The following is a 21215-nucleotide window of genomic DNA, read 5'->3' as shown; positions in this document are numbered from 1 at the left end:
TTTTGGGAAACATCGCTTCTTAAAAAGAGCCGATAGGAGAAGCCGGACGGACTTCGCTTTCCGCGGGCAGTGCGGGAGCCTCCTCGGCGCACACGCCTGCGGGGTCTCCCGACTCTCTGTGCATCCCTCAGGAGTCTTCGTCCGGCCGGCTTCCCCATTTGTTTCGAAAAAGCAGCAAAGAGAGCATCTCCACATGCACTTTTACTGCTTTGGTGATAGAGCAAGTGTATCTATCAAGCTGTGCAGTCTTGTTTAACCGCACAGGCGGCGGGTGTGCGGCGAAGACTCCTATGGGACAAGCGGGCCGGCTGAGACCGGCTGGGCTACTATGCGGCAGAGACGGGCTCAGCGCCTGCCCCATGGAAAGCGAAGCCGCGCGTCCGCCGCCTTATCGGCTCTCATCCCAGCCTCCTGCATGCCCTTCATAAAAAGAAATCCTTTGGCAATAGATTTTATTTGTCTACAATTTAAACCCGCTATCCTTGTTGATAGCGGGTTTTTTGGCTGCTGACAGCTCCCTGTTGTACTGTATCGTTTACATAAAAAAACCGCCGTCTTCTGGACAGCGGTTTTTACTAATTACATATTCTTTTTCGTTCCGCCTCTGACAAAGTTCAAAAGCGGCTTATAGTCATTGCCGATAAGCCCGATGCTTTCAACGAAAATTTCAATGGCAATGGTAATCACAGCCATCATAATAATGGCACCCCACAGCGTGGCCATTGAGAAAATAATCGCCGCAAGACCAAACATCATCGCGATCATATAAATGATCAAAACGGTTTGTTTATGTGTATAGCCTGTCCGAAGCAGGCAGTGATGAAGATGCGATTTATCTGGTGCAGAAATGGGCTGCTTGTTCAGCTTCCGGCGGATAATCGCAAAAATAGTATCCGAAATCGGCACACCCAGGATAATAATCGGAATGATTAATGAAACGACGGTGATATTTTTAAAGCCAAGCAGAGATACGACGGAAATAATAAAGCCGAGAAACAGCGCGCCCGTGTCTCCCATAAAGATTTTTGCAGGATGGAAATTGTACTTTAAAAAGCCGATTGTGCTGGCCGCCACAATAAGCGCGATGCTCATAACATACACATCGCCTTTCAAAAAGGCCATAAAACTGATGGTAAATAAAGCAATCGTTGAAACACCGGCTGCCAGTCCGTCCAGACCATCGATTAAATTAATGGCATTTGTAATCGCCACAATCCAGATAATCGTCAATGGAATACTTAAAAAGCTGTTGAATTCAATGGTCCCGCCAAACGGCAGGTTAAAGAAATCAAGGCGGACATCTCCATAGACAACGACCACAAGAGCAGCTGCAATTTGGCCGGCAAGCTTTACTTTTGCGGAAAGCTCAAAGCGGTCATCAAACACGCCCGTCAGGATAATAATAAAACTTCCAATGATAATAGCGGGGTTCATCAGCGGCAGATCGTACGGTGCATCTGGACGCAAAACAAGCATGCCAATCAAGAAGCTGATAAAGATGGCCAGCCCGCCCATACGCGGCATAATACGCTGATGCACTTTCCGGTAGTTTGGTTTGTCAACAGCTCCAATGGCGACAGCGAATTTTTTCACAAGTGGTGTAATGGCTAGAGAAGCCAGTACACAGATAATAAAAGCAACAACCATAAGATCCTCCCTCTGTTGGCCAGAAGCATAGTGTATATGATGAACGTCATTATTTTTATTTGCCCTCAATTTCAACATTATAAGCCCAAACCATCATTATATCCACCATAAACATGAAAAAGACCTGATATTTTCTTTCATGCCGTCTTCTGTTAAGATAAGGATGGGCAGCTGCATGCACGGCATCCAGCTATCATGCCTTTGTGAACCGCATAAGACGGGCCCATGGACGTATTCTGGGGAGTGAAATAAATTGGTTTCATTATTTCGAAAAAAAGATGCTGCCGATCGGCAGTTAAAAACATACCGAAAACTTGTAACAGCCATCAATGAGCAGGAAGCAGCCATTGAAGGCTTAACAGACGAAGAGCTGCGCGGCAAAACAGCGGAATTTAAAGAGCGTCTTGCCGGCGGTGCTTCCATTGAAGATATTAAAACAGAGGCGTTTGCCGTTGTACGCGAAGCGGCGAAACGTGTTCTTAGCATGCGCCATTACGATGTTCAGCTCATTGGCGGCCTGATTTTATCCGATGCCAACATTGCGGAAATGGCGACCGGTGAAGGAAAAACGCTCGTCGCTTCCCTGCCAAGCTACCTGCGCGCTCTTGAGGGCAAGGGCGTTCACGTGATTACCGTAAATGAATATTTGGCGAAACGCGACCGTGACACCATCGGACCGCTTCATGAATTTCTCGGCCTGAGCGTTGGCTTAAATGTGCCGCTTATGGACGGTAAAGAAAAGCAGGAAGCTTACAATGCAGACATTACATATGGAGTCGGAACAGAATTTGGATTTGATTACCTGCGTGACAATATGGTCTGGCACCCTTCTCAGCGTGTTCAGCGTCCGTACCATTTCGCTATTATTGACGAAGTAGACAGCGTTTTAATCGACGAAGCCAAAACACCGCTTATTATTGCCGGCAAAATGCCGCCTGCCGCTGACCTTCATTACATCGGCTCACGTGTAGCCAAGCGTTTTGTCCGGGATGAAGATTATCATTTAGATGATGAAACAAAAGCGGTCAGCTTAACTGACGGCGGGATTGAAAAAGTCGAAAAAGCGTTTGGCATTGACAATTTATACGAACTGGAACACCAAACGCTTTATCACTATATGATTCAGGCGGTCCGAGCGCATGTAATGTTCGAAAAAGACGTGGACTATATCGTGAAAGACGGGAAAATTCTCCTTGTCGATATGTTTACCGGCCGGACGATGGAAGGCAGAACGCTGTCAGACGGCCTTCACCAGGCGATTGAAGCAAAAGAAGGCCTGGAAATAACGGATGAAAACAAAACACAGGCTTCTATTACGATCCAAAACTATTTCCGTATGTATCCATTCTTATCGGGCATGACCGGTACGGCGAAAACAGAAGAAAAAGAACTGCTCGATGTTTATAACATGCAGGTCATCCCGGTTCCAACCAACCGGCCGGTACAGCGTGTGGACATGCCTGACCGCATTTACCGGACAATCGAGGAAAAATACGCCGCTGTCACAGCAGAAACAGCTGAACGCCACGCAAGCGGACAGCCTGTATTAGTCGGAACCACTTCTATTTTGCAGTCCGAAAAAATCGCCCAGCACTTTGAAGATGCCGGCTTGTCTTTTGAGCTGTTAAACGCAAAAAGCGTAGAGCAGGAAGTGGAGCTTATTTCCCGTTCTGGCCAGCGCGGCCACATTACCATCGCGACGAACATGGCAGGACGCGGCACCGATATTCTGCTTGGGGAAGGCGTACCGGAACTCGGTGGTCTTCACGTGATCGGCACTGAACGCCATGAAAGCCGCCGCGTGGACAACCAGCTTAAAGGCCGGGCCGGGCGCCAGGGTGATCCGGGATCAAGTGAATTCATTATTTCACTGGAAGATGCGATGTTCCGCCGCTTTGCCAAGGACGATTTAGCAAAGCTCGAGAAAAAAGTGCAGACAAACAGTGAAGGTCTTGTTACAAACAAAAAAATACACGAATTTGTGGACCGCGTTCAGCGGATTGTGGAAGGCTCCAATTATTCGATTCGCGAGTATAACTTAAAACTCGATGATGTCATTAATGAGCAGCGCGGTGTTATTTTCGGACTTCGCAACGCAATTATCGATGACGAGTCTCAAAAGGATCGTCTTGCAGATATGATTACGCGTTCGGTCCGGGAAGAAATCGACCACTATTGCCATGAGGAAGCGGAACCCGAAGAATGGGCGCTCGACATTCTTTCCGGCCATCTTCAAGCGATGTTTGGCGGACGTGAGGTTCCCCTTCCGGAAGAAGTCTCCAGCAAAAAAGAAGTGGAGCGTACAGTTGAACCTGTTTTAGCCGACTATCTCGCCTGGGTAAACAATGAATATGACCCTTCCTGGGATGAAGGCATTAAACGGATCATGACAGCCGATCTGGATGCCGCCTGGGTTCACCACCTGGAACAAATGACCCGCTTAAAAGAAGGCATTGGCCTGCGCCATTATCAGCAGGAAGATCCGATGCGCATTTATGCACGTGAAGGACTACAGCTTTTCCAAACGTCTTACCGCGACCTGCTTCGTTCTATTTCTGCCAAAACGGCCGCTTTAATGACGGAATTAACGAAAAAGGAGAATTAACCGATGTTTTCTTTCTTTAAACGAAAAGGGAAAAATGACGATACACTAAAAAATGATGGACGTGAAGCTTCTGTTTCTGCCGCCGATGTCACTGGCGGAGAAACAGAAGCCGGCACTGAGGAAGTAACGACAGACTTGTCGCTTCATCCGTCCCAGACGGTTTCTCAAGAGCAAATGTATGTACTGCGGTTTTTAAATAACGAACTGCCGCCGCTTAAACGAAACCAGTTGTCTCTTTCCGGCATTGAGTGGAGCGAACAGCCGAATGGCATTGCGGTTTCCGCTTTTGTCCGCAATACGGTTGAGCGGGAGATTACACTCGGCGAGGTCCCTCTTCTTTTGCTGAATGAAAAAAATGAACTCAAAGCGCGGGATACGTTTAATTTAAAAGATCTCGGCTCACTGCCGGCTGACTCAAGCCGTCCGTGGACGTTTCTTTTTCCTGCTGCGTCTCTTGACCCACGGGTTGAGCTGGGTAAAGAAAACTGGTCGGTTGCGTTTGATTTAACATCGCGCAAGCATAAGCTTGATCTTGATGAAAAATGGGACAAGACCCTGCCTGAAGAGCAAAAAGAAAACCTGAAGCGTATTGTGGAGAAGCTCGGAAATCCCGCTAAAAATGAACTCAATTTTACGGGATTAAGCGCCGCTACACTCGATAATGGAGATTTAACGATTTCTCTGCTGATCCGAAATGGATATGAACGGAATGTAAATATTGAAAAACTGCCGCTGCAGCTTTTTGATGCAGCCGGCGATCTTGTTGCCCAGGGTCAATTCAACGTCGGTGATTTTGAAGTAAAAGCGAATACAACAAAGCCGTGGTCATTTGTTTTTCCGTCCTCGCTCGTTCAAAAAGAAAATGCCGATTTCTCCAAATGGAGCGTTCGGGTAAGCAAATAAAAAAGTGCGCTTATCGTCAGCTGGACTGATGATAAGCGCACCTTTTTTAGCGGGATACAATAAAATAAGCACCTGCCATACCGGACAGATGCTCACAGCTTGTACCAACCACGTTCTAACAAAACGAGTTATTTACATACAAAACGGAAACTATATGTCCATTCTATCACATCTTTTTGCACTTACAACTGTTATTTTTGTTATCGAAGCGGCCTCACGGCTTATTGTCGAAATTTAAGAGCTGTAGTATGATTAGTGCTGTCGTTATTCGTTTCTCGTTGGAGGAGATTACGTTGATTTTCAACTCATTTGAATTTATTTTTCTCTTTTTACCTCTTGTGTTTCTCTTGTACTTTCTCTTAAACCGATGGCATTTTACAGCAGCGAAAGTCTGGCTTCTACTTAGCTCGTTGTTTTTTTACGGATACTGGAATCCGATTTACCTGCCGCTTATGTTAATCTCTCTTGTGATTAACTTTGTGATTGGCAGTTACCTAGGGAAAGACAGTCCAGAAGGCCGCCGAAAAATCATTTTAACGATTGGCATTATCTTTAACGTACTGCTGCTCGGATACTTTAAATATTACGATTTCTTTGTCGAAAATATTAATTACGTATTTCAGACAGATATAGAGCTGAAAAATTTATTGCTGCCACTGGCCATCAGCTTTTACACCTTTCAGCAGATTGCATACCTAGTTGACTCTTACCGAAAAGAAACAAGCGAGTATAATTTCTTAAACTATGGCTTGTTTGTTACGTTTTTTCCACAGCTTATTGCAGGACCTATCGTTCATCACAGTGAAGTGATGGAACAGTTCGAAAAAGCGGAAAACCGTCGGATTCAGTCGAGAAATATAGCAGTCGGCCTGTTTATATTTAGTATCGGCTTGTTTAAAAAAGTGGCGATTGCCGACACGTTTGCTGTATGGGCCAATCAAGGCTACTCCATGGCGGACAGCTTGACTTTTGTGGACAGCTGGATGACAACACTTGCGTACACGTTTCAGCTTTACTTTGACTTTAGTGGATATTCAGATATGGCGATTGGCATAGGCCTGCTTTTTAATATTCACTTGCCGCGTAACTTTTTCTCTCCGTATAAGGCGAAGAGCATCCAGGATTTTTGGCGGCGCTGGCACATTACCTTATCCAGGTTTTTAACGCAGTATATTTATATTCCGCTTGGCGGTAATCGCCATGGAAAGTTCAGAACCTATCTAAATATTTTTATCATCTTTTTAATCAGCGGCTTTTGGCACGGAGCTGGCTGGACATTCGTTGTGTGGGGAATTCTGCATGGTGTCGCCAGTATGATTAACCGGGCGTGGACATTGTCTGGCCGAAAGATGCCTGGCTTACTCGCCTGGTTTTTAACATTCACCTTTGTACATGTTGCCTGGGTATTTTTCCGGGCGCCAGATATGGAGACTGCCTGGAATGTCCTTGGCAGCATGATTGGACTGAACGGCGTGCTTCTTCCAAAAGATTTTGTTCATGCCCTTCATTTGCCGCTTGGCAGCCAGACGTTATTCCATTTTGAACTGGGAGCACCATTTATCGAAGTGCTTATGTGGACTGTGGCTATCATGATGCTTGTTCTTTTAGGGAAAAACTCCATTCAGCTGAGGGATGAATTTAAACCGAAACTATGGATAGCAGCCGCTGCGGCAGTGATGTTCATTTACTGTACAGTGCAGCTTCAAAAAGTATCTGAGTTTCTTTATTTTAACTTTTAAGGTGTGATATGCGTGAATCAGTCAAGGCGATTTACAGCTGTTTTTTTCTCGATTGTGTTTCTAACACTCGTTCCGCTTGCTGCATTGAACTACCTAATGGATCCGCTTTGGACATTCAGCCCGAAGCATGCCTGGAATGACCGCCAGGATGTGATTAATGAACGGCAGCAAAAAACAAACCGGATTTACTTTCAGCCCTTTTTATATGATACGATCCTGCTCGGTTCCAGCCGGTCTACTTATGTCGATCAGCACGAGTTTAAAAGCATGAAGGTATACAATTATTCCGTCAGCAATATGTCGATTCGCGAGTATGACACCTTCCTGGCTTTCGCGGAAAAACATAGTGAGCAGCCGATCCAGCGTGTGATTTTGGGAGTCGATTTCTTTAAATCGTCTGTGCAGGAAAGTAGCCAGCCCTATTCACTGACCAACTATGAAAAACAGTTTGAAGATCCGCTGTACCGGTTTAAAAATTTACTTTCGCTTGATACGCTGAAGTATTCACTGAAAGACGCCCGTATGTCTATCACAAATGAGGTATCGCTTGAACGTGTATATAATCGGGAAAATGTAGCGGATGCTAAAGAAATTTCTCAAAAAGTGCGTGAAGAACAAACAGCACAAAAAATCAATCGCTTTAAACAAGAATTCTATGGAAGTCACTATGTGTATAACCCGAGGTACAAGGAATATTTAACGATATTCAACAAACGCCACCCGAATGTAGAAAAAATTGTTTATACGACACCGATTTCAATGGAGCTGTTTGATGCACTTGTTGAAACGGGCCACCTTAAAGACTATGAACAATGGCTGCGTGACCTAGTAGATGCGTACGGCGGTGTTTATAACTTTATGTATCCGAATGAAGTCACCAACGATTTAAACAACTATTTTGATGGCCACCACTTTTATCCGGAAACCGGCACAAAAATCGCCAAGCGGATCGATGCGGGTCCTGATGCTGAAAGCTCATTTGGTGTTTATGTAACCAAAGAAAATATCGATCAGCACCTGCAGGATGTGCGAAACGCTCTTTTAAAACGAAAATAAAAAACGGTCCCTACATGGGACCGTTTTTTTAGTAGAATCGTTTAAAAGCAGTGAATCTTGGTTGAAAGTAAGAATTGCTTAAACTTGAAATGGTAATACCTGACGAAGAGCTGGCGTGGATAAACTGCCCGCCTCCAATATAAATCCCCATATGGGAAATGCCTTTTTTATACGTATTGCTGAAAAACACAAGATCCCCTACAGCCGGACTGGAAACTTCGTAGGAACGGCTATAATAGCCCTCTGTATTCGTCCGGGCAATACTTTTGCCCGCTTCTTTGTACACATAATAAATAAAGCCGCTGCAATCAAAGCCAGAAGTGGACGCACCGCCCCATACGTAAGGAATGCCCATCAAGGACTTTGCCGTACTGATCAGCGTGTTGACGCTGTAGCCGCCGGAAGAAGCGGGATTACTTACCTGTGTCGGCGTCTTGCCAGTACCCGTACTGCCGGCTACCTTTAATTTCTGTCCAACGAAAATAACATCTGATTTCAAGCCGTTCATTTGTTTCAGTGCCGCCACAGTCATTCCATACCTTGAAGCAATCGCGCCTAATGAATCTCCTCTTTGCACAACGTATAAACCATTAGACACGGAAGACGATGGTTGATTAGGTGAAGGCGGACTTTGAGTAACAGGGGCACTTCCGCTTACTTTCAGCTTTTGTCCAACGTAAATCACATCGGTTGTTAAACCATTTAATTGCTTCAGTGCTGAGACCGTTGTTTTGAAGCGGGAAGCAATGAGTCCGAGAGAATCTCCGCTTTGTACGGTGTATGTGCTGGTTGAAGTTGATGGCTTCGATGTGCCCGTATTAGCGGCCGGCGTTGAAGAAGAGGCACTTCCGCTCACCTTCAGCTTCTGACCTACATAAATCACATCCGTTGAAAGAGCATTTAATTGCTTCAGCGCTGAAACGCTTGTTTTATAGCGGGAAGCAATCAGACCAAGAGAATCCCCGCTCTGTACAGTATATGTACTCGTTGAAGTTGAAGTCGATGGCTTGGACGTACTGGCCGGCGTTGAAGAAGCACTTCCGCTCACCTTTAGCTTCTGCCCTGCATAAATCACATCGCTTGAAAGACCGTTTAATTGTTTTAGCGCTGAAACACTTGTTTTATAGCGGGAAGCAATCAGACCAAGAGAATCCCCGCTTTGAACAGTGTAGGAAGAAGCCGCAGCTGTATACACAACTGCTGCCGGCTCCGCTGTTTCTGTTTTGACCTCATTCGGCTCTTCCTGAATGTTTTCTTCCGTTTGGGAAACGATAAGCTGGTCATTAATGGACAACGCATCTGACGTAAGATCGTTTAGTTCCATTAACTGAACGACTGATAGTTTGTACTGGTTGGCGATGCTGAACAGCGTGTCACCCTTTTTCACTGTGTACAGTTCTGAAGCATGCGCAGCCGACGCGGCACCGGTTGCGATAAATGCTGCAGCTGTTAAAGAAATAACCGTTTTATTCATTGGATCGCTCCTCTACTCTCCGTATCTACTCTCTAGTTCTATCGTCTAGTTTTCTTGACTTTTTATCGCTTCTAGTAAACTTTTATTCTTTCAGTCTAATGATCTAGAGAAAAACCTATATTTTCTTATTTACGATACGTCTTCCATTTTACATAAAAAGCACGTGCTTTGTCGACCGCTTCTTTACTTCCACCCGCTTCTGCCGCATCTTCCACAAGCAGCGCAAGGACAAAAGACGGGTTGTTTGCGTCATAGGAAACAAATAAGCCGTTTTCTTTTCCAGTCGTTCCTTGTTTCTCTTTGATTTCGGCTGTGCCGGTTTTGCCAGAGATGGCCATGCCTTCAATATTCGCAGCGCGGGCGGTTCCACGTTCTACTACGCCGCGTAGTCCTTTTCGAATGATGGACGCTTGTTCTTCTGTCACAAGTTCTTTCTGCCAGACAGACGGCTCATCATCAAGAAGCAGGAGCGGCCTCATGATTGTTCCTTTGTTTAGAAAAGCTCCATAGGCATTGGCCAGATGCGTCATCGATGTAAGTACTTCTCCCTGGCCGTACCCGGTATCAGCCAGTAAAATGTCTGAATCAAATGTACCGGTATTTGAGATCTGCGACTCACGCACCGGATAAGCAAACGGATACTTCACGCCGAATCCAAATGATTGGAGTCCCGCTTTCATTCCATCTGCTCCCGTATCAAGCGCCGCCATCGCAAAATAAATATTATCAGATGCCACGATAGCGGATTCCAAGTTTACAGGACCCGCCGACTCACTGACACGGGTTACCCGGTAATTGCCCCACGATGCATCCTTTTGCCATTGAAGCCCTTCAATCGTTTTACCGGCCGCCGGATCCAGTTTCCCCGCTTTCATCGCAACGGACGCTGTAATCGGCTTCATGGTGGAGCCTGGTGAGTAAGCCGCCGCAAAGCGATTCAAAAGCGGCTGCTTTGGATCATCTTGAAGCTCGGTATACCGATTTGCGGGTATGCCCCGGGCAAATTCATTTGGATCAAAAGAAGGAGAGGAAACAAGCGCCAGCACATCTCCTGAAGCCGGTTCTACAGCTGAAGCGGTTCCGGCTGCTCCTTCCATTTGTTCAAACAGTGTTTTTTGCATTTCTGCGTTGATGGTTACCTTCACATCCTGGCCGTTTTTCGGCTCCTTCTTCGCGATAACTACCGGCTCTTCTTCCTCTTTTTCGATAAAAACCTGCACACCGTCGGTTTCTTTCAACTGCTCTTCAAACAGCTGCTCCAGACCGCGTTTCCCAATTTGATCACCTTGTGTGTACCCTTTGTTTTCTTTCAGCTCTTCTGCGCTGATCTCACCTGTATAACCGGTTAAATGCCCGGCAGCTGCGCCGTATGGATAAACACGGACTGCTTTGGAAGCTGTAGCCGCTCCTTTCACAGTTGAGACTTTTTTGACCAATTCCTTGTTGGATGAAGCGACGGTTTGAAGCGGAACAAAGTACCCGTCCTGCACCCAGCTTTGGCCGAGCTGCTTGTTTATGTCTTCTGTTGTTAAGCCAAGTAGTTTGGCCAGCTGCGCTTTCCCTGCTTCATCAATGGCGCCGGCGTTTACACCAATCGACACCGCTGTTCCGTTGACGGCAAGCGAGCTGCCGTTCCGGTCAAAAATACGCCCCCGCTGGGCTTCAAGCGTTTGAATGCGTACTTTATCCCCCTCGTCGTAATCAGGCAGCAAAAAAGAAGGATCCCAGTCAATCAGCCATTCTTCACCCTCATCTGTTTCTTCCAGCTTCATCACTGCTTCTTTTTCAAATGAGATCGGCCCGGCGATGGTCTCCATTTGGATTTGAAGCGGCAGCCGTGCCGTTTGATCATTGTCCATCTTCACGTCTTCTTCTGTTGGCAGCTCTACTTGAAGCTTATCCATTTCAATATCTGACATGATATTTTTATATCGTTCTGTAAACTCTTTTTTCGTCATAGACGATTTGGTTTCCTGCGTAAAGTGTTCATACATCCCGCCATAATCGTTGTCCTGCCACTCGCTTACATACGCTTCCAGCTCACTTTCCGGTGCTTCCGGTCCGCCGCAGCCGCTGATGAGCGCAGCTGAACCCGCTGCCAAAAACATTGCAAAACGCTTCATCATTCCGCTCCCCCCTGTTTTTCTACTAGTATAGCAGAAAAAAACGGCTCTTTTGAAAAGAGCCGTTTTTTTAAAGAATCGGAATATCAATCAGGAGACAGCGTTCAGGCTGTGCCTCTGTATGATGGAGGAGGGCACGGGCTGATAAGAATTGAACAGCTTCCCCCCGGCGAATATAGAAACGCCTGGCGATTGACATCATCACGGATTTTGATAAAAAGGATGCTGTCACAGCTGTAATATATAAATAGCCTTCTGATAAGTTGTAATCAATGATGACCTCCTGCCACACTCCCTTGTGGGCCACAATCATTTTAATGGCCCCTTTTTCGCCAAGATGCCATTCTTTTTCAGCCGGCTGGGCGAACGGGGTAAATTCGGCATCGAGTATGAGTCCTTCCTGATAAACCGTCATAAAGCGAATCATGCAGTCGTCTTTCCGTCCATTGACAAAAATAAGCGAGCTTTCCACTGCTTCATTTGGTTTCTCCATCCGATTCTCCTTTTTCACGTCTTATTCGTCCCTTTTTCCTATTTCGACACCACTTTTCAATATCCTTCAAAAACCCTCAGAAAAATCCAATTGTTAAAAAGAAACAGGACATAAGAAAGATTCTTTTCTTTTCACGCAAAAAAAATCATATTTTCGCTATAATGGATAAATACTGACAAAATAAAGGAAGATTCGATGATTTTTACTTCACAGTTTTGGCTGTCTTTAATGTTTTTTGCTTTTTACTTTTCATGGGGGATTTTTATGCCCTACTGGAACGCGTGGCTTGTTTCAGAAAAGCAGCTGCCTGTTGAAACCGCCTCTACGCTTATTGCGATTGGGCTGTTTATCCGTGCAGCTTCTACCTTTTTTCTTTATCCGGCTTTGAGCGCCAAGTTTCCAGCCGGCACGCTTCTCAAATGGTTTTCCATACTTGCGGCCCTTCTTTCCCTTCTTTTTATCCCGGCTTCCAGTTACATGATGCTGCTGATCGTAATGATCGTATTCAGCTTGATTTACCCGATTATTATGCCAATGGCTGACAGTGCGGGCGCCCTGTTAATGAAAACAGAACACATTCATTATGGAAAAAGCCGTTCCTGGGGTTCAATCGGCTACACCATATCTGTTTTTTTAATCGGCATCGCTACTGCTATGTTTACCAATACAGCGATTTTGTATATGTTAATCGGAAGCCTTGTTTTCACAGCGGCTGTGGCTTCTTTCCGCACACCATCTGTTCTCCAGCAAAGCGGAGACCTGCGGCATGTGCCGCTTCGCCAGCTGTTTCGATCACGCCGTTTTGTGACTGCGCTCATCATCTGCGTGCTCATTCAAGGCGCCCATGCCGCTTATTATAATTATGGTGTGCTGTATTTAGAGTATCTTGGGGTAAACAATATTTGGACGGGGGTTATTTTAAACATTGCGGTTGCCGCCGAAATTCTTTTTTTCATGGTAGCCGACCGGTTCCTTGGCCGCGTCTCTGTCCGTTCCATGTTTATGTGGGCAGCACTGGCAGCGGTTTTGCGATGGGCTTTCATGTTTATCTTCCCTTCGGTTCCTGTTTATATTTTTGCTCAAGTCTTTCACGCTTTTACATTCGGGCTGGCACATTATGCGTTTATCCGGCTGCTGAATGAAGAATTCGACTCTTCGGAAATTCCAGCCGCCCAAGGCGTTTATTCTTCACTTGGAATGGGGCTGAGTACGGCTGTTTTAACATTTGGGGCAGGCTTCTTATACGACATAGAGCCCCGCCTTGCTTTTTTAAGCATGGCAGTCGTGGCACTTCCTGCTGTTTTTATCAGCTTTTTGATGAGAAAAGGAAAAAGATAAGAATTTTCAGTTATTTGCCAAGCCAAAAGGTTTATTTTCGCTTATACTAATAGAAAGAATGACTGGGGGAGGGCTTGCGATGGCTCAAACGGAATTAACATTTGAAAATAGACTTCTTGAGATTTTCGAACATTTGCATGCGCATCCAGAAATCAGCTGGAAAGAAACAGAAACAACCGCATATATATCACAGCTTTTAACAAAAGAAGGCGTTCGTTCTTATACATTTGACGATTGTACGGGATTAATTGCGGAAATTGGGAGCGGTTCGCCGGTTGTGGCGGTTCGTGCCGATATTGATGCTCTGTGGCAGCAGGTAGACGGGAAATTTCGCGCTAATCATTCATGCGGGCATGATGCCCATATGTCGATCGTGATAGGCACGATTTTAACATTAAAGGATCAGGTGACAGAAGGCGGCGGCACCGTTCGATTTATTTTTCAGCCCGCTGAAGAAACGGGCACAGGGGCACTGAAAATGGTTAAAAAAGGCGTGGTTGATGACGTTGATTACTTGTTCGGTATTCACCTCCGCCCTATTGAAGAGGTGCCTTTCGGAAAAATCACACCGTCTGTTCACCACGGAGCTGTTGCTTTTTTACACGGAAAAGTGATTGGTGATGACGCACACGGCGCACGGCCGCACCAGGGAGTGAATGCCATTGAAGTGATGTCTTCTTTGAGCCGTCAGCTCAACACCATCAATTTCTCACCTTTTGAGCCGTATTCTGCTAAAATGACGCATATTGAAGCCGGCGGACAAAGCTTAAATATCATTCCTGGTTCAGGAAAGTTCGGGCTCGATGTCCGTGCACAGCGTAATAAAGTGCTGCTCGATCTTCAAAAAGCCGTCGAGCATAAAATTGAACAAATCAGTATGCTGTATGAAGTACAGATTGACTATGAATGGATGGATTTTACTCCGGCCGCTGAAGTCTCTGAAGAAGCAGAAGCGTTTTTACGGAAAGGAATCATTGAAGTGTGCGGCGAACAAGCACTGGCTGAGCCACTCATCACATCCGGCAGCGATGACTTTCACTTTTACACCATTAAACGTCCCCATATAAAAGCGTGTATGATGGGGCTTGGCTCAGGACTTACACCTGGCCTTCACCATCCGCATATGACGTTTGACAGGCGGATTATCAAAATTGGTGCTGAAGCGCTGGCTGCAAGCGTCAGACATGCATTAAAAAGCGAATCATAAGCAAAATCCGCAGTAGACCGAAGTCACTGCGGATTTTTTGCGTGAGCTGTCCGGGAAACCGGCAGCAGCCGTTTTTTATACAAAATACCAATCATATTAAGCAGCGGTTTCGGCCACCGCTTTGGGAAAAAGGGCTTCATATAAAAAGCGGAATGAGCCGTTTTAATATCTTCCCAGTTCATACAATCCTTCGTCTGGCGGAAACGGGCTACGTCAATAATCATCGTACTGCCTTCTGCTGTAATCATAATATTTCTTAAATGAACATCTGACGGATTTAATCCGCGCTTTCGTGCAGTTTGAAGCGCCTGGTCCGCTTCACGGATGTGGCGGGCAGAAATTTCTACCCCTTCTTCGAGGCACTGAAAAAAGGTTTTGCCCTCTACCCAGTCGATTACAATATAGGTGCCGCCGGCTTCGTGCAAATGAGGGAAATGTGGAACACCTGAAAGAAGGCGGTAAATGTCCGCTTCTTCTTTTGCAATGTGCACTTTATCCGGGTAAAACACTTTAAGTGCCCGATCCGTTCCTTTAATGCGAAACACGACCGCACTTCTGCCTTCTCCTGCAAACGTTAATTCTCCGTGACTGGCGATGACTGGCCGCCAATGACCGCCATGCCGATTAAACCGGACACTTTCTGCCAAATGCTTATACCGTTTCATGCTCACTCCTCATTTCTTCTTTCTTCTATTATATACGGGCAGACCCCCAAAAACGATTCATTTGCATAAAAGAAAAGCGAAAGTCGGCCGTTCAGGCCCGGCAGACATAAGACAAACCGGCTTAGTGGCGCTTTTTTCCACAAAGACGGGATGGCTTATGACCGAGGGACTGGCCGACTGGAGCTGGACACCAATAGATCAAAGGCTAAAAGCGCAGCGTCCTGCTGCTGCGCTTCAAACTTGCTACGTCCTGTGACATTTGCCCGACTAGGTCATCTAGAATGTGGCAACCCTTTACACAAGACAAAAGAAAAAACCGGCCGTATATAGGCCGGTTTTTAAAAAAACGGGGTATATAATGATTAATCAAGAATTGTTACGTTAACTGTACGTACGCCCCAGCTGTATGCTGCATCGTTGTTTGGTACGTGAAGATCGATTTTGTTTCCTTTAATTGCTCCGCCAGTATCACCGGCAACGGCTTCACCGTAGCCTTCAACGTATACGCGTGAACCAAGCGGAATCACGTTCGGGTCAACAGCGATAACTTTTTTGTTTGGATTGTTGTTAAGGTCGATACCTGTTGCTGTTACACCAGAGCATCCTTCACATTGTGCTGTGTATGCTGTTGCCGTTACAGTGATTGTTTTGCCTTGTGGCGCTGATGCTTGAGCCGGCTCAGCAGCTGCTTGCGTTGAAGCCTGCTGTACAGGCGCTGCTTGAGCAGGTGCAGCAGAACCGTTTGTTGACAACTGATCACCCGGGTAGATCATATCTGATGAAAGACCGTTAATAGCTTTTAACGAGCTTACTGAAATACCGTGTGCTGTAGCAATTTTAAATAGTGTGTCTCCTGCTTTAACAGTGTATGTACCGTTTGAAGAAGCTTGAGCTGTTCCACCTGCTGAACCAGATGTTTGAATAGTCGATCCAGCGTAAATCAGATTAGAAGAAAGACCATTTGCTGCTTTTAATTGTTCAACAGTTGTACCTGTTTTTTGAGAAATGCTCCATAGTGTATCGCCTTGTTGTATTGTATATGAGCTAGCTGATGCTGCGGTGCCGAATGCGCCTCCGCCAATTACTGTTGTTGCTGCTAGTGCCATGATGTGCTTTTTCATAATAAAAAAACCTCCTGGAATGTTCCTGCCGGTGTGACGAAGCACACGTACGCAAGAGTTTTTAAAGCTGTATTTCTCCGTGACTGTAGGGACAGCGACTAATTTATATAAAAAGCGCGATAAACGCTTGATTGAGGATTCGGTTCCTCTCGACCAGCCGGCTCTCTCCGGCCTAACGAGATTCATTGTACCACGCCAAACAATGTAATGTTTTTAAAAGGACGTTACGCTTCGATGTACAAATGTGACGCGAATGTTACAAGGAGACCATTATCTTGAATTCGTAATAACCCTGACATAAAGACTCCATAAAAAAACAAAAAAGGAAGCTGATTCCCATCAGCTTCCTTTTGGATTATTTTAAAATCTGAACTTTTACTGTACGTACGCCCCAGTTTTTTGCTTTCTGGTTTGTAGCCACATGAACATCGATTTTATTTCCTTTAATCGCGCCGCCTGTATCGCCGGCAACAGCTTGTCCGTATCCTTCAACATATACTTTCGTGCCAAGTGGAATCACTTTTGGATCCACGGCAATCACTTTTGCATTCGGGTTTTTCTTTAAGTTAATGCCTGTTGCGGTGATGCCGGAGCATCCACTGCAAGAAGCTGTATAAGCAGTTGACTTAACGGTAATCTCTTTTTTAACATTGCTTGTTTTTGATGCTGGCGCCGGTGCCGATGAAGAACTTGCGGCTGCCGTGCTGCCGATTGAAAGCTTTTGTCCCACTTTAATAACATTAGAGGAAAGGTTGTTCCACTTCTTCACTTGATCTACTGACGTACTGTAACGTTTTGAAATACCGTAAAGCGTGTCCCCTTTTTGAACTGTGTGAGTTGCGGCGGCTGCTTGTGCCGCAGAAGCTGAGAAAATCATCATTGCAGCAAGAAAAGACATGGCCATTTTTTTCACGTATCATTACCCCCTAGTTTTCTAACACGAGATTGATTGTAACATGGTTCTATTTCAACACTATTACACTAGGATGTTCATTATATTACATTCACATTTCAAATGTTTAATAATTCTGACAAATTAAAAATAGACCAATAATGTTAGATTATTATTGGTTCATATAACAATAGTTGTATATAATGAAAATTGATCTTTATTTATTATTCTATTTGATGGGAGATTTGAAAATGGCTTATCGGCTTCAGCTTTTAAAAGGGCTGTTTCGCACTTCCCATGAACTCGCGCAGCTGTCACAGGCCGAAAAAGTTCGCGGTTTATGGACAAAGTTTTCACTATTACTATTGATCAGTGTGCTTCTGTCTTTGCTTGCCGGCGCATTAGGCATACAAGGCGAGGGCATATCTGCTTATATGGCCGAATCCGATATGTATACATATGAATGGCTGAAACTGCTATTTACCGGAGGCGCTGGCCTTGCCGGACTGCTGCTTCCTCTTTTCTACATCTTTGTTCCGGCTCTTCTTTTTTGGACATTTCTAGAATTAGAGTTTAAAAAGCTTGTCGCTTTACAATGTATTACTTTCTCAATCTACTTAATTGAGTTTGCCCTGCTTATGGTCTGGAATGTGTTTTTCTCTATTCCGCGTGACTCTTCGCCTTTCTCGCTGGGGGTTGTCGCACAATATGCCACAGAAAATGCAATGGCCATTCGTTTTTTCAGCTTTATTACGATTTTTCAAATTTGGATTTTAGCAGTTCAATACCGTTTTCTGCGGGTGTCAGAAGCTAGAAAACCTCTTTTCGTTTTCTTGATGGTCTTTCTGACAGGCCTTGCATTTTGGATTTTAGCAACGTTGTTTACATCGATCCAAGTGGAAAACTTGTTTTAATTGAAAAGAGGTGAAGACAGTGAAAAAAATAAAAAAGCAAGTATGGCTTGCAGCCAGCGCGGTTGTGATCGCCGGCAACTTATACTTAATTTTCAAAGAAGACAGCAAAGCCGTCCGAAGCGAATGGCTGACCGACTGGGACCGCTCTGAGACGGGAGATGTGGTAGAGTCATTTTCAGCAGAAGGTGTTGTCGTTCCCTCTGACGAGTACCCGATTTATTTTGATGAAAGTAAAGGGTCGCTTGAGGAAGTTCTTGTTAAAGAAGGCGATGCTATTCAGCCAGGAGAAGAATTATTCAGATATTCTTCAGATGTAATAGATGATGAGATTGCCCGCTTAACAGCTGAAAAAGACCAGACTCAGCAGCAAATCTCGTTAATTGACAATCAGTTAAGCCAGCTGCGCCTGCTCCTATCCGAAGCGGAGAACGAGGAAAACGAAACGTCCAATACAGACGATTCTTCAGATACGGATAGCGACACGACGATCGTTCAAAGCGGTGATGCGAGCACGGGAGTAGAAGAAAGCATCCTGCAGCAGGAAACCGAAAAGCAGAAGCTGCAGGAAGAAGTAAAAAAATACGATACGCTTATTGCTGCCCAGGAAGCGAAAAAAGATAATTTAACTGTAAAAAGCACAAATGAAGGTTATGTGAAGAAAATTGATACAAGCTTAAACAATCCGGTGATGATCATCAATTCATCAGTACCGGCTGTAAAAGGCGTGTTTGATGAAAAACAGATGGCAGTGGCTCAATCTGGACAGTCGGTTGAAGTGACTGTGGATACGACGCTTGAGCAATTCGGTGGATCTATCAGCTCTGTCAGCACGTATCCGGAAGAAGAGCCGTCTGTAAAACGAAAAAGCTTATATCCATACTCTGCTCAGCTGAGCGGCGCTGCATCAAGTGATTTGTATCCCGGCTTAAAAGCGACTGTGAAAGTCATAACGCAGGAACAGCCGGACGTGGTTACGATTCCGAACACGGCTATTTTAAGAAAAAATCAAAAATCATATGCCATCGTTCTGAATCAGGAAGGTCTTCTTGAACGCCGGCGTATTGAAACCGGTCTTCATGTGGATGGTGTATATCAAGTAACCAAAGGCGTAGAAGAAGGTGAAGCGATCGTGATTGATCCGTACCGCCTCGTGATGAAACACGGTCCTTTTATTACGCCGATTGACACCGATCATATAAAAAAGAAACCGTGGAACGAGCTGTCTCGTACTGAAAAAATAAAATACGCGCTTATGGGCTTTTTATCTTAAAAAAGACGCTTTCAAAAGCGTCTTTTTTATTTGCAAATCAGCATTCTTTCATTCTCCAAACCTGTTAAAATAGAGGTAAATATTCTATAAATTGGAGGTTGTAATGAAAAAATGGCTGTCTTTTTCTCTCATCGTTCTTCTTTTAAGCGCCCTGTTGCCATCCACTGCCGCACAGGCTGCTTCGTATTTACTGACAAAAGTAGATACAGTGATTTACACCCCGCCTTCCTCTGCTGAACAGCAGGCCGTGCTGACACCAATTCCTGCCCGCACAAATGTAAAAGTAATAGAGGAGCAAGAAACGAGAATCCGTGTTTCCTGGCAGGGGATCAACGGCTTTATTGCAAAAGAAGATTTAATAATAGAAGAGAATGAACAAGCAGAGGCATCCAGCTCTTACATTCGCCTTGAAGGCGATGCAGAATTGTTTCAAAAGAAAAACGGGGCTTACGTGAAAACGGGGCGCCTTTTAGCAGGAGAAATATTTAAAAAAACGGGCACAGAAAATGGGTACGTTTCATTCGTATTGGGTAATACAACCGCTTATGTTTCCGAAACAGCTGTTACATACTTGCCGGAAGCGTCTCTCGCTGGCGGTGTACAGCCCGGCTATGTGTTTCAAAACCGTGCGATTACCCGGAAAACAGTCGACCTGCTTTATTCGAAAAACGGCCGGTTAACATCACTTGGCCGCCTGCAGGCAGGTACCCTGCTTCAAACACGCGCCGCTTACCGTGATTATTACATTGTCGACATTGGCGGCCGGACAGCTTATATTCTTAAAGCAGATATGACCTTGTATACCGGCAACTATGTAAACCCGTTTAAAACGATGACGTATGAGCAAATGGTGCAGGACTTAAAAGAGCTTGTGCTTTGGCATTCAGACATCGCTTCCTTAGAGGTGATCGGCAGATCGGTGGACGGCCGTAATTTATACGCTCTTCGGCTGGGCACCGGCAAAGAAGAAGTGCTCCTTAACGGCTCGCATCATGCACGTGAGCATATTACGACAAACGTAGTAATGGAAATGGCCGATCAATACGCCCATCTATTTCAAACGAATGGCTCTATGAACGGCTATCCAGCCCGGTCCATTTTAAAGAAAACTTCTATTTATATTGTGCCGATGGTGAACCCGGACGGCGTTTCTCTCGTACAGCTCGGGGCGGGCAGTGCGAAAAACAAAGACGCTATTTTGAAGTTAAACGGCGGCAGTACGAATTTTTCCGCCTGGAAAGCGAATATACGCGGTGTTGATTTGAACCGGCAATACCCGGCAGACTGGCGTAACATTTGCTGTAATCCGGGTAAGCCTTCTTCCCAAAACTATAAAGGGCCAAGCCCGCTCAGTGAACCCGAATCAAAAGCGATGTATGACTTCACGCTCAAGCATTCTTTTAAAGCGAGCGCAGCTTATCACAGCTCCGGCCAAATTATTTACTGGCATTATTACCAGTCAGGTGCCCGCAAATCGCGTGACCTGGCTGTAGCAAAGCGGGTAAGCCAAAAAACGGGCTACAGCTTAGTCGCACCAGAGTCTAACCCAAGCGGCGGCGGCTACACGGACTGGTTTATTCAAAACGAGCAGAAGCCGGGTTTGACAATTGAAGTGTCGCCATACGTTGGCAGCCGCCCTGTTCCTATTGTTTATTTCTCAAGCATCTGGCAGCAAAACAACTCGGTTGGCCTGATGCTGGCAAATGAAACAATCCAGTAACATGAAACGAATTCAGATTCATAAAAAAGCAGAGGGCTCAGCCCTCTG

16 protein-coding genes are annotated in these 21215 nt (G+C 45.4%); 9 read left to right on the top strand and 7 right to left on the bottom strand.

Going from position 1 to position 21215, the window contains the following annotated elements:
• Positions 1–579: 579 nt before the first annotated feature.
• A complete protein-coding gene (locus RG959_RS05820) occupies positions 580–1647 on the bottom strand; it encodes a glycosyltransferase family 4 protein (protein ID WP_342796322.1) in 1068 nt (355 codons plus the stop codon).
• A 253-nt stretch (positions 1648–1900) separates the two neighbouring features.
• On the opposite strand from RG959_RS05820, the gene secA2 reads away from it, so the two are divergent.
• From secA2 to RG959_RS05800, 4 genes are all read left to right on the top strand, one after another.
• Positions 1901–4252: an accessory Sec system translocase SecA2 gene (secA2, locus tag RG959_RS05815; RefSeq protein WP_342796321.1), complete on the top strand. Its 2352-nt coding sequence runs from the start codon at positions 1901–1903 to the stop codon at positions 4250–4252.
• 3 nt (positions 4253–4255) lie between these two features.
• On the top strand, positions 4256–5155 hold the full coding sequence (locus RG959_RS05810) for an accessory Sec system S-layer assembly protein (protein WP_342796320.1): 900 nt from the start codon (positions 4256–4258) through the stop codon (positions 5153–5155).
• 293 nt (positions 5156–5448) lie between these two features.
• On the top strand, positions 5449–6894 hold the full coding sequence (locus RG959_RS05805; RefSeq protein WP_342796319.1) for an MBOAT family O-acyltransferase: 1446 nt from the start codon (positions 5449–5451) through the stop codon (positions 6892–6894).
• Positions 6895–6906: 12 nt separating this feature from the next.
• Positions 6907–7950, top strand: coding sequence for a hypothetical protein (locus RG959_RS05800; RefSeq protein ID WP_342796318.1), 1044 nt, complete (start codon positions 6907–6909; stop codon positions 7948–7950).
• Between the two features lie 28 nt (positions 7951–7978).
• Here RG959_RS05800 and RG959_RS05795 read toward each other — a convergent pair whose 3' ends face one another.
• The 3 genes from RG959_RS05795 to RG959_RS05785 form a co-directional block, all read right to left on the bottom strand.
• Positions 7979–9424 carry a peptidoglycan endopeptidase gene (locus tag RG959_RS05795; protein ID WP_342796317.1) on the bottom strand — a complete coding sequence of 482 codons (1446 nt, stop codon included), beginning with the start codon at positions 9422–9424 and terminating at the stop codon, positions 7979–7981.
• A 125-nt stretch (positions 9425–9549) separates the two neighbouring features.
• Positions 9550–11550 (bottom strand): penicillin-binding transpeptidase domain-containing protein, encoded by a 2001-nt coding sequence (locus tag RG959_RS05790; protein ID WP_342796316.1) that lies wholly within the window; start codon positions 11548–11550, stop codon positions 9550–9552.
• Between the two features lie 67 nt (positions 11551–11617).
• On the bottom strand, positions 11618–12040 hold the full coding sequence (locus RG959_RS05785; protein ID WP_242231943.1) for a hypothetical protein: 423 nt from the start codon (positions 12038–12040) through the stop codon (positions 11618–11620).
• A 195-nt stretch (positions 12041–12235) separates the two neighbouring features.
• Between RG959_RS05785 and RG959_RS05780 the strand changes: the two genes are divergently transcribed.
• Positions 12236–13378 (top strand): MFS transporter, encoded by a 1143-nt coding sequence (locus RG959_RS05780; protein ID WP_342796315.1) that lies wholly within the window; start codon positions 12236–12238, stop codon positions 13376–13378.
• A gap of 79 nt (positions 13379–13457) precedes the next feature.
• Entirely contained in the window at positions 13458–14585 is a 1128-nt protein-coding gene (locus tag RG959_RS05775) for an amidohydrolase (RefSeq protein ID WP_342796314.1), read from the top strand.
• A 23-nt stretch (positions 14586–14608) separates the two neighbouring features.
• Here the strand turns inward: RG959_RS05775 and RG959_RS05770 are convergent, their stop codons facing one another.
• From RG959_RS05770 to RG959_RS05760, 3 genes are all read right to left on the bottom strand, one after another.
• Complete coding sequence (locus RG959_RS05770) at positions 14609–15250, bottom strand: protein kinase family protein (RefSeq protein ID WP_342796313.1); 642 nt, start codon at positions 15248–15250, stop codon at positions 14609–14611.
• A gap of 362 nt (positions 15251–15612) precedes the next feature.
• Positions 15613–16371 (bottom strand): LysM peptidoglycan-binding domain-containing protein, encoded by a 759-nt coding sequence (locus RG959_RS05765; protein ID WP_342796312.1) that lies wholly within the window; start codon positions 16369–16371, stop codon positions 15613–15615.
• A 355-nt stretch (positions 16372–16726) separates the two neighbouring features.
• Complete coding sequence (locus RG959_RS05760) at positions 16727–17284, bottom strand: 3D domain-containing protein (protein WP_251274570.1); 558 nt, start codon at positions 17282–17284, stop codon at positions 16727–16729.
• A 230-nt stretch (positions 17285–17514) separates the two neighbouring features.
• Between RG959_RS05760 and RG959_RS05755 the strand changes: the two genes are divergently transcribed.
• The 3 genes from RG959_RS05755 to RG959_RS05745 all read left to right on the top strand — a co-directional run bounded on the left by RG959_RS05755 (position 17515) and on the right by RG959_RS05745 (position 21167).
• Entirely contained in the window at positions 17515–18177 is a 663-nt protein-coding gene (locus tag RG959_RS05755) for a hypothetical protein (protein WP_342796311.1), read from the top strand.
• A 19-nt stretch (positions 18178–18196) separates the two neighbouring features.
• The gene (locus tag RG959_RS05750) at positions 18197–19447 is read left to right on the top strand and encodes an efflux RND transporter periplasmic adaptor subunit (protein WP_342796310.1); all 1251 of its coding nucleotides are present in this window, start codon (positions 18197–18199) and stop codon (positions 19445–19447) included.
• 103 nt (positions 19448–19550) lie between these two features.
• Positions 19551–21167, top strand: a complete 1617-nt coding sequence (locus tag RG959_RS05745; RefSeq protein ID WP_342796309.1) for a M14 family metallopeptidase — start codon at positions 19551–19553, stop codon at positions 21165–21167.
• The last annotated feature ends 48 nt before the right edge of the window (positions 21168–21215 follow it).

The organism is Domibacillus sp. 8LH (assembly GCF_038806185.1).
GTDB classification, from domain to species: Bacteria; Bacillota; Bacilli; order Bacillales; family Domibacillaceae; genus Domibacillus; species Domibacillus indicus_A.
This window is presented reverse-complemented; position numbering and strand designations above follow the sequence as displayed.

Excerpts from the sequence above, each read along its gene's own strand:
- RG959_RS05745 (WP_342796309.1), top strand. The coding sequence starts at position 19,551 with ATGAAAAAATGGCTGTCTTTTTCTCTCATCGTTCTTCTTTTAAGCGCC.
- RG959_RS05785 (WP_242231943.1), bottom strand. The coding sequence starts at position 12,040 with ATGGAGAAACCAAATGAAGCAGTGGAAAGCTCGCTTATTTTTGTCAAT.
- RG959_RS05755 (WP_342796311.1), top strand. The coding sequence starts at position 17,515 with ATGGCTTATCGGCTTCAGCTTTTAAAAGGGCTGTTTCGCACTTCCCAT.
- RG959_RS05780 (WP_342796315.1), top strand. The coding sequence starts at position 12,236 with ATGATTTTTACTTCACAGTTTTGGCTGTCTTTAATGTTTTTTGCTTTT.
- RG959_RS05770 (WP_342796313.1), bottom strand. The coding sequence starts at position 15,250 with ATGAAACGGTATAAGCATTTGGCAGAAAGTGTCCGGTTTAATCGGCAT.
- RG959_RS05775 (WP_342796314.1), top strand. The coding sequence starts at position 13,458 with ATGGCTCAAACGGAATTAACATTTGAAAATAGACTTCTTGAGATTTTC.
- RG959_RS05790 (WP_342796316.1), bottom strand. The coding sequence starts at position 11,550 with ATGATGAAGCGTTTTGCAATGTTTTTGGCAGCGGGTTCAGCTGCGCTC.
- RG959_RS05765 (WP_342796312.1), bottom strand. The coding sequence starts at position 16,371 with ATGAAAAAGCACATCATGGCACTAGCAGCAACAACAGTAATTGGCGGA.
- RG959_RS05810 (WP_342796320.1), top strand. The coding sequence starts at position 4,256 with ATGTTTTCTTTCTTTAAACGAAAAGGGAAAAATGACGATACACTAAAA.
- RG959_RS05795 (WP_342796317.1), bottom strand. The coding sequence starts at position 9,424 with ATGAATAAAACGGTTATTTCTTTAACAGCTGCAGCATTTATCGCAACC.
- RG959_RS05820 (WP_342796322.1), bottom strand. The coding sequence starts at position 1,647 with ATGGTTGTTGCTTTTATTATCTGTGTACTGGCTTCTCTAGCCATTACA.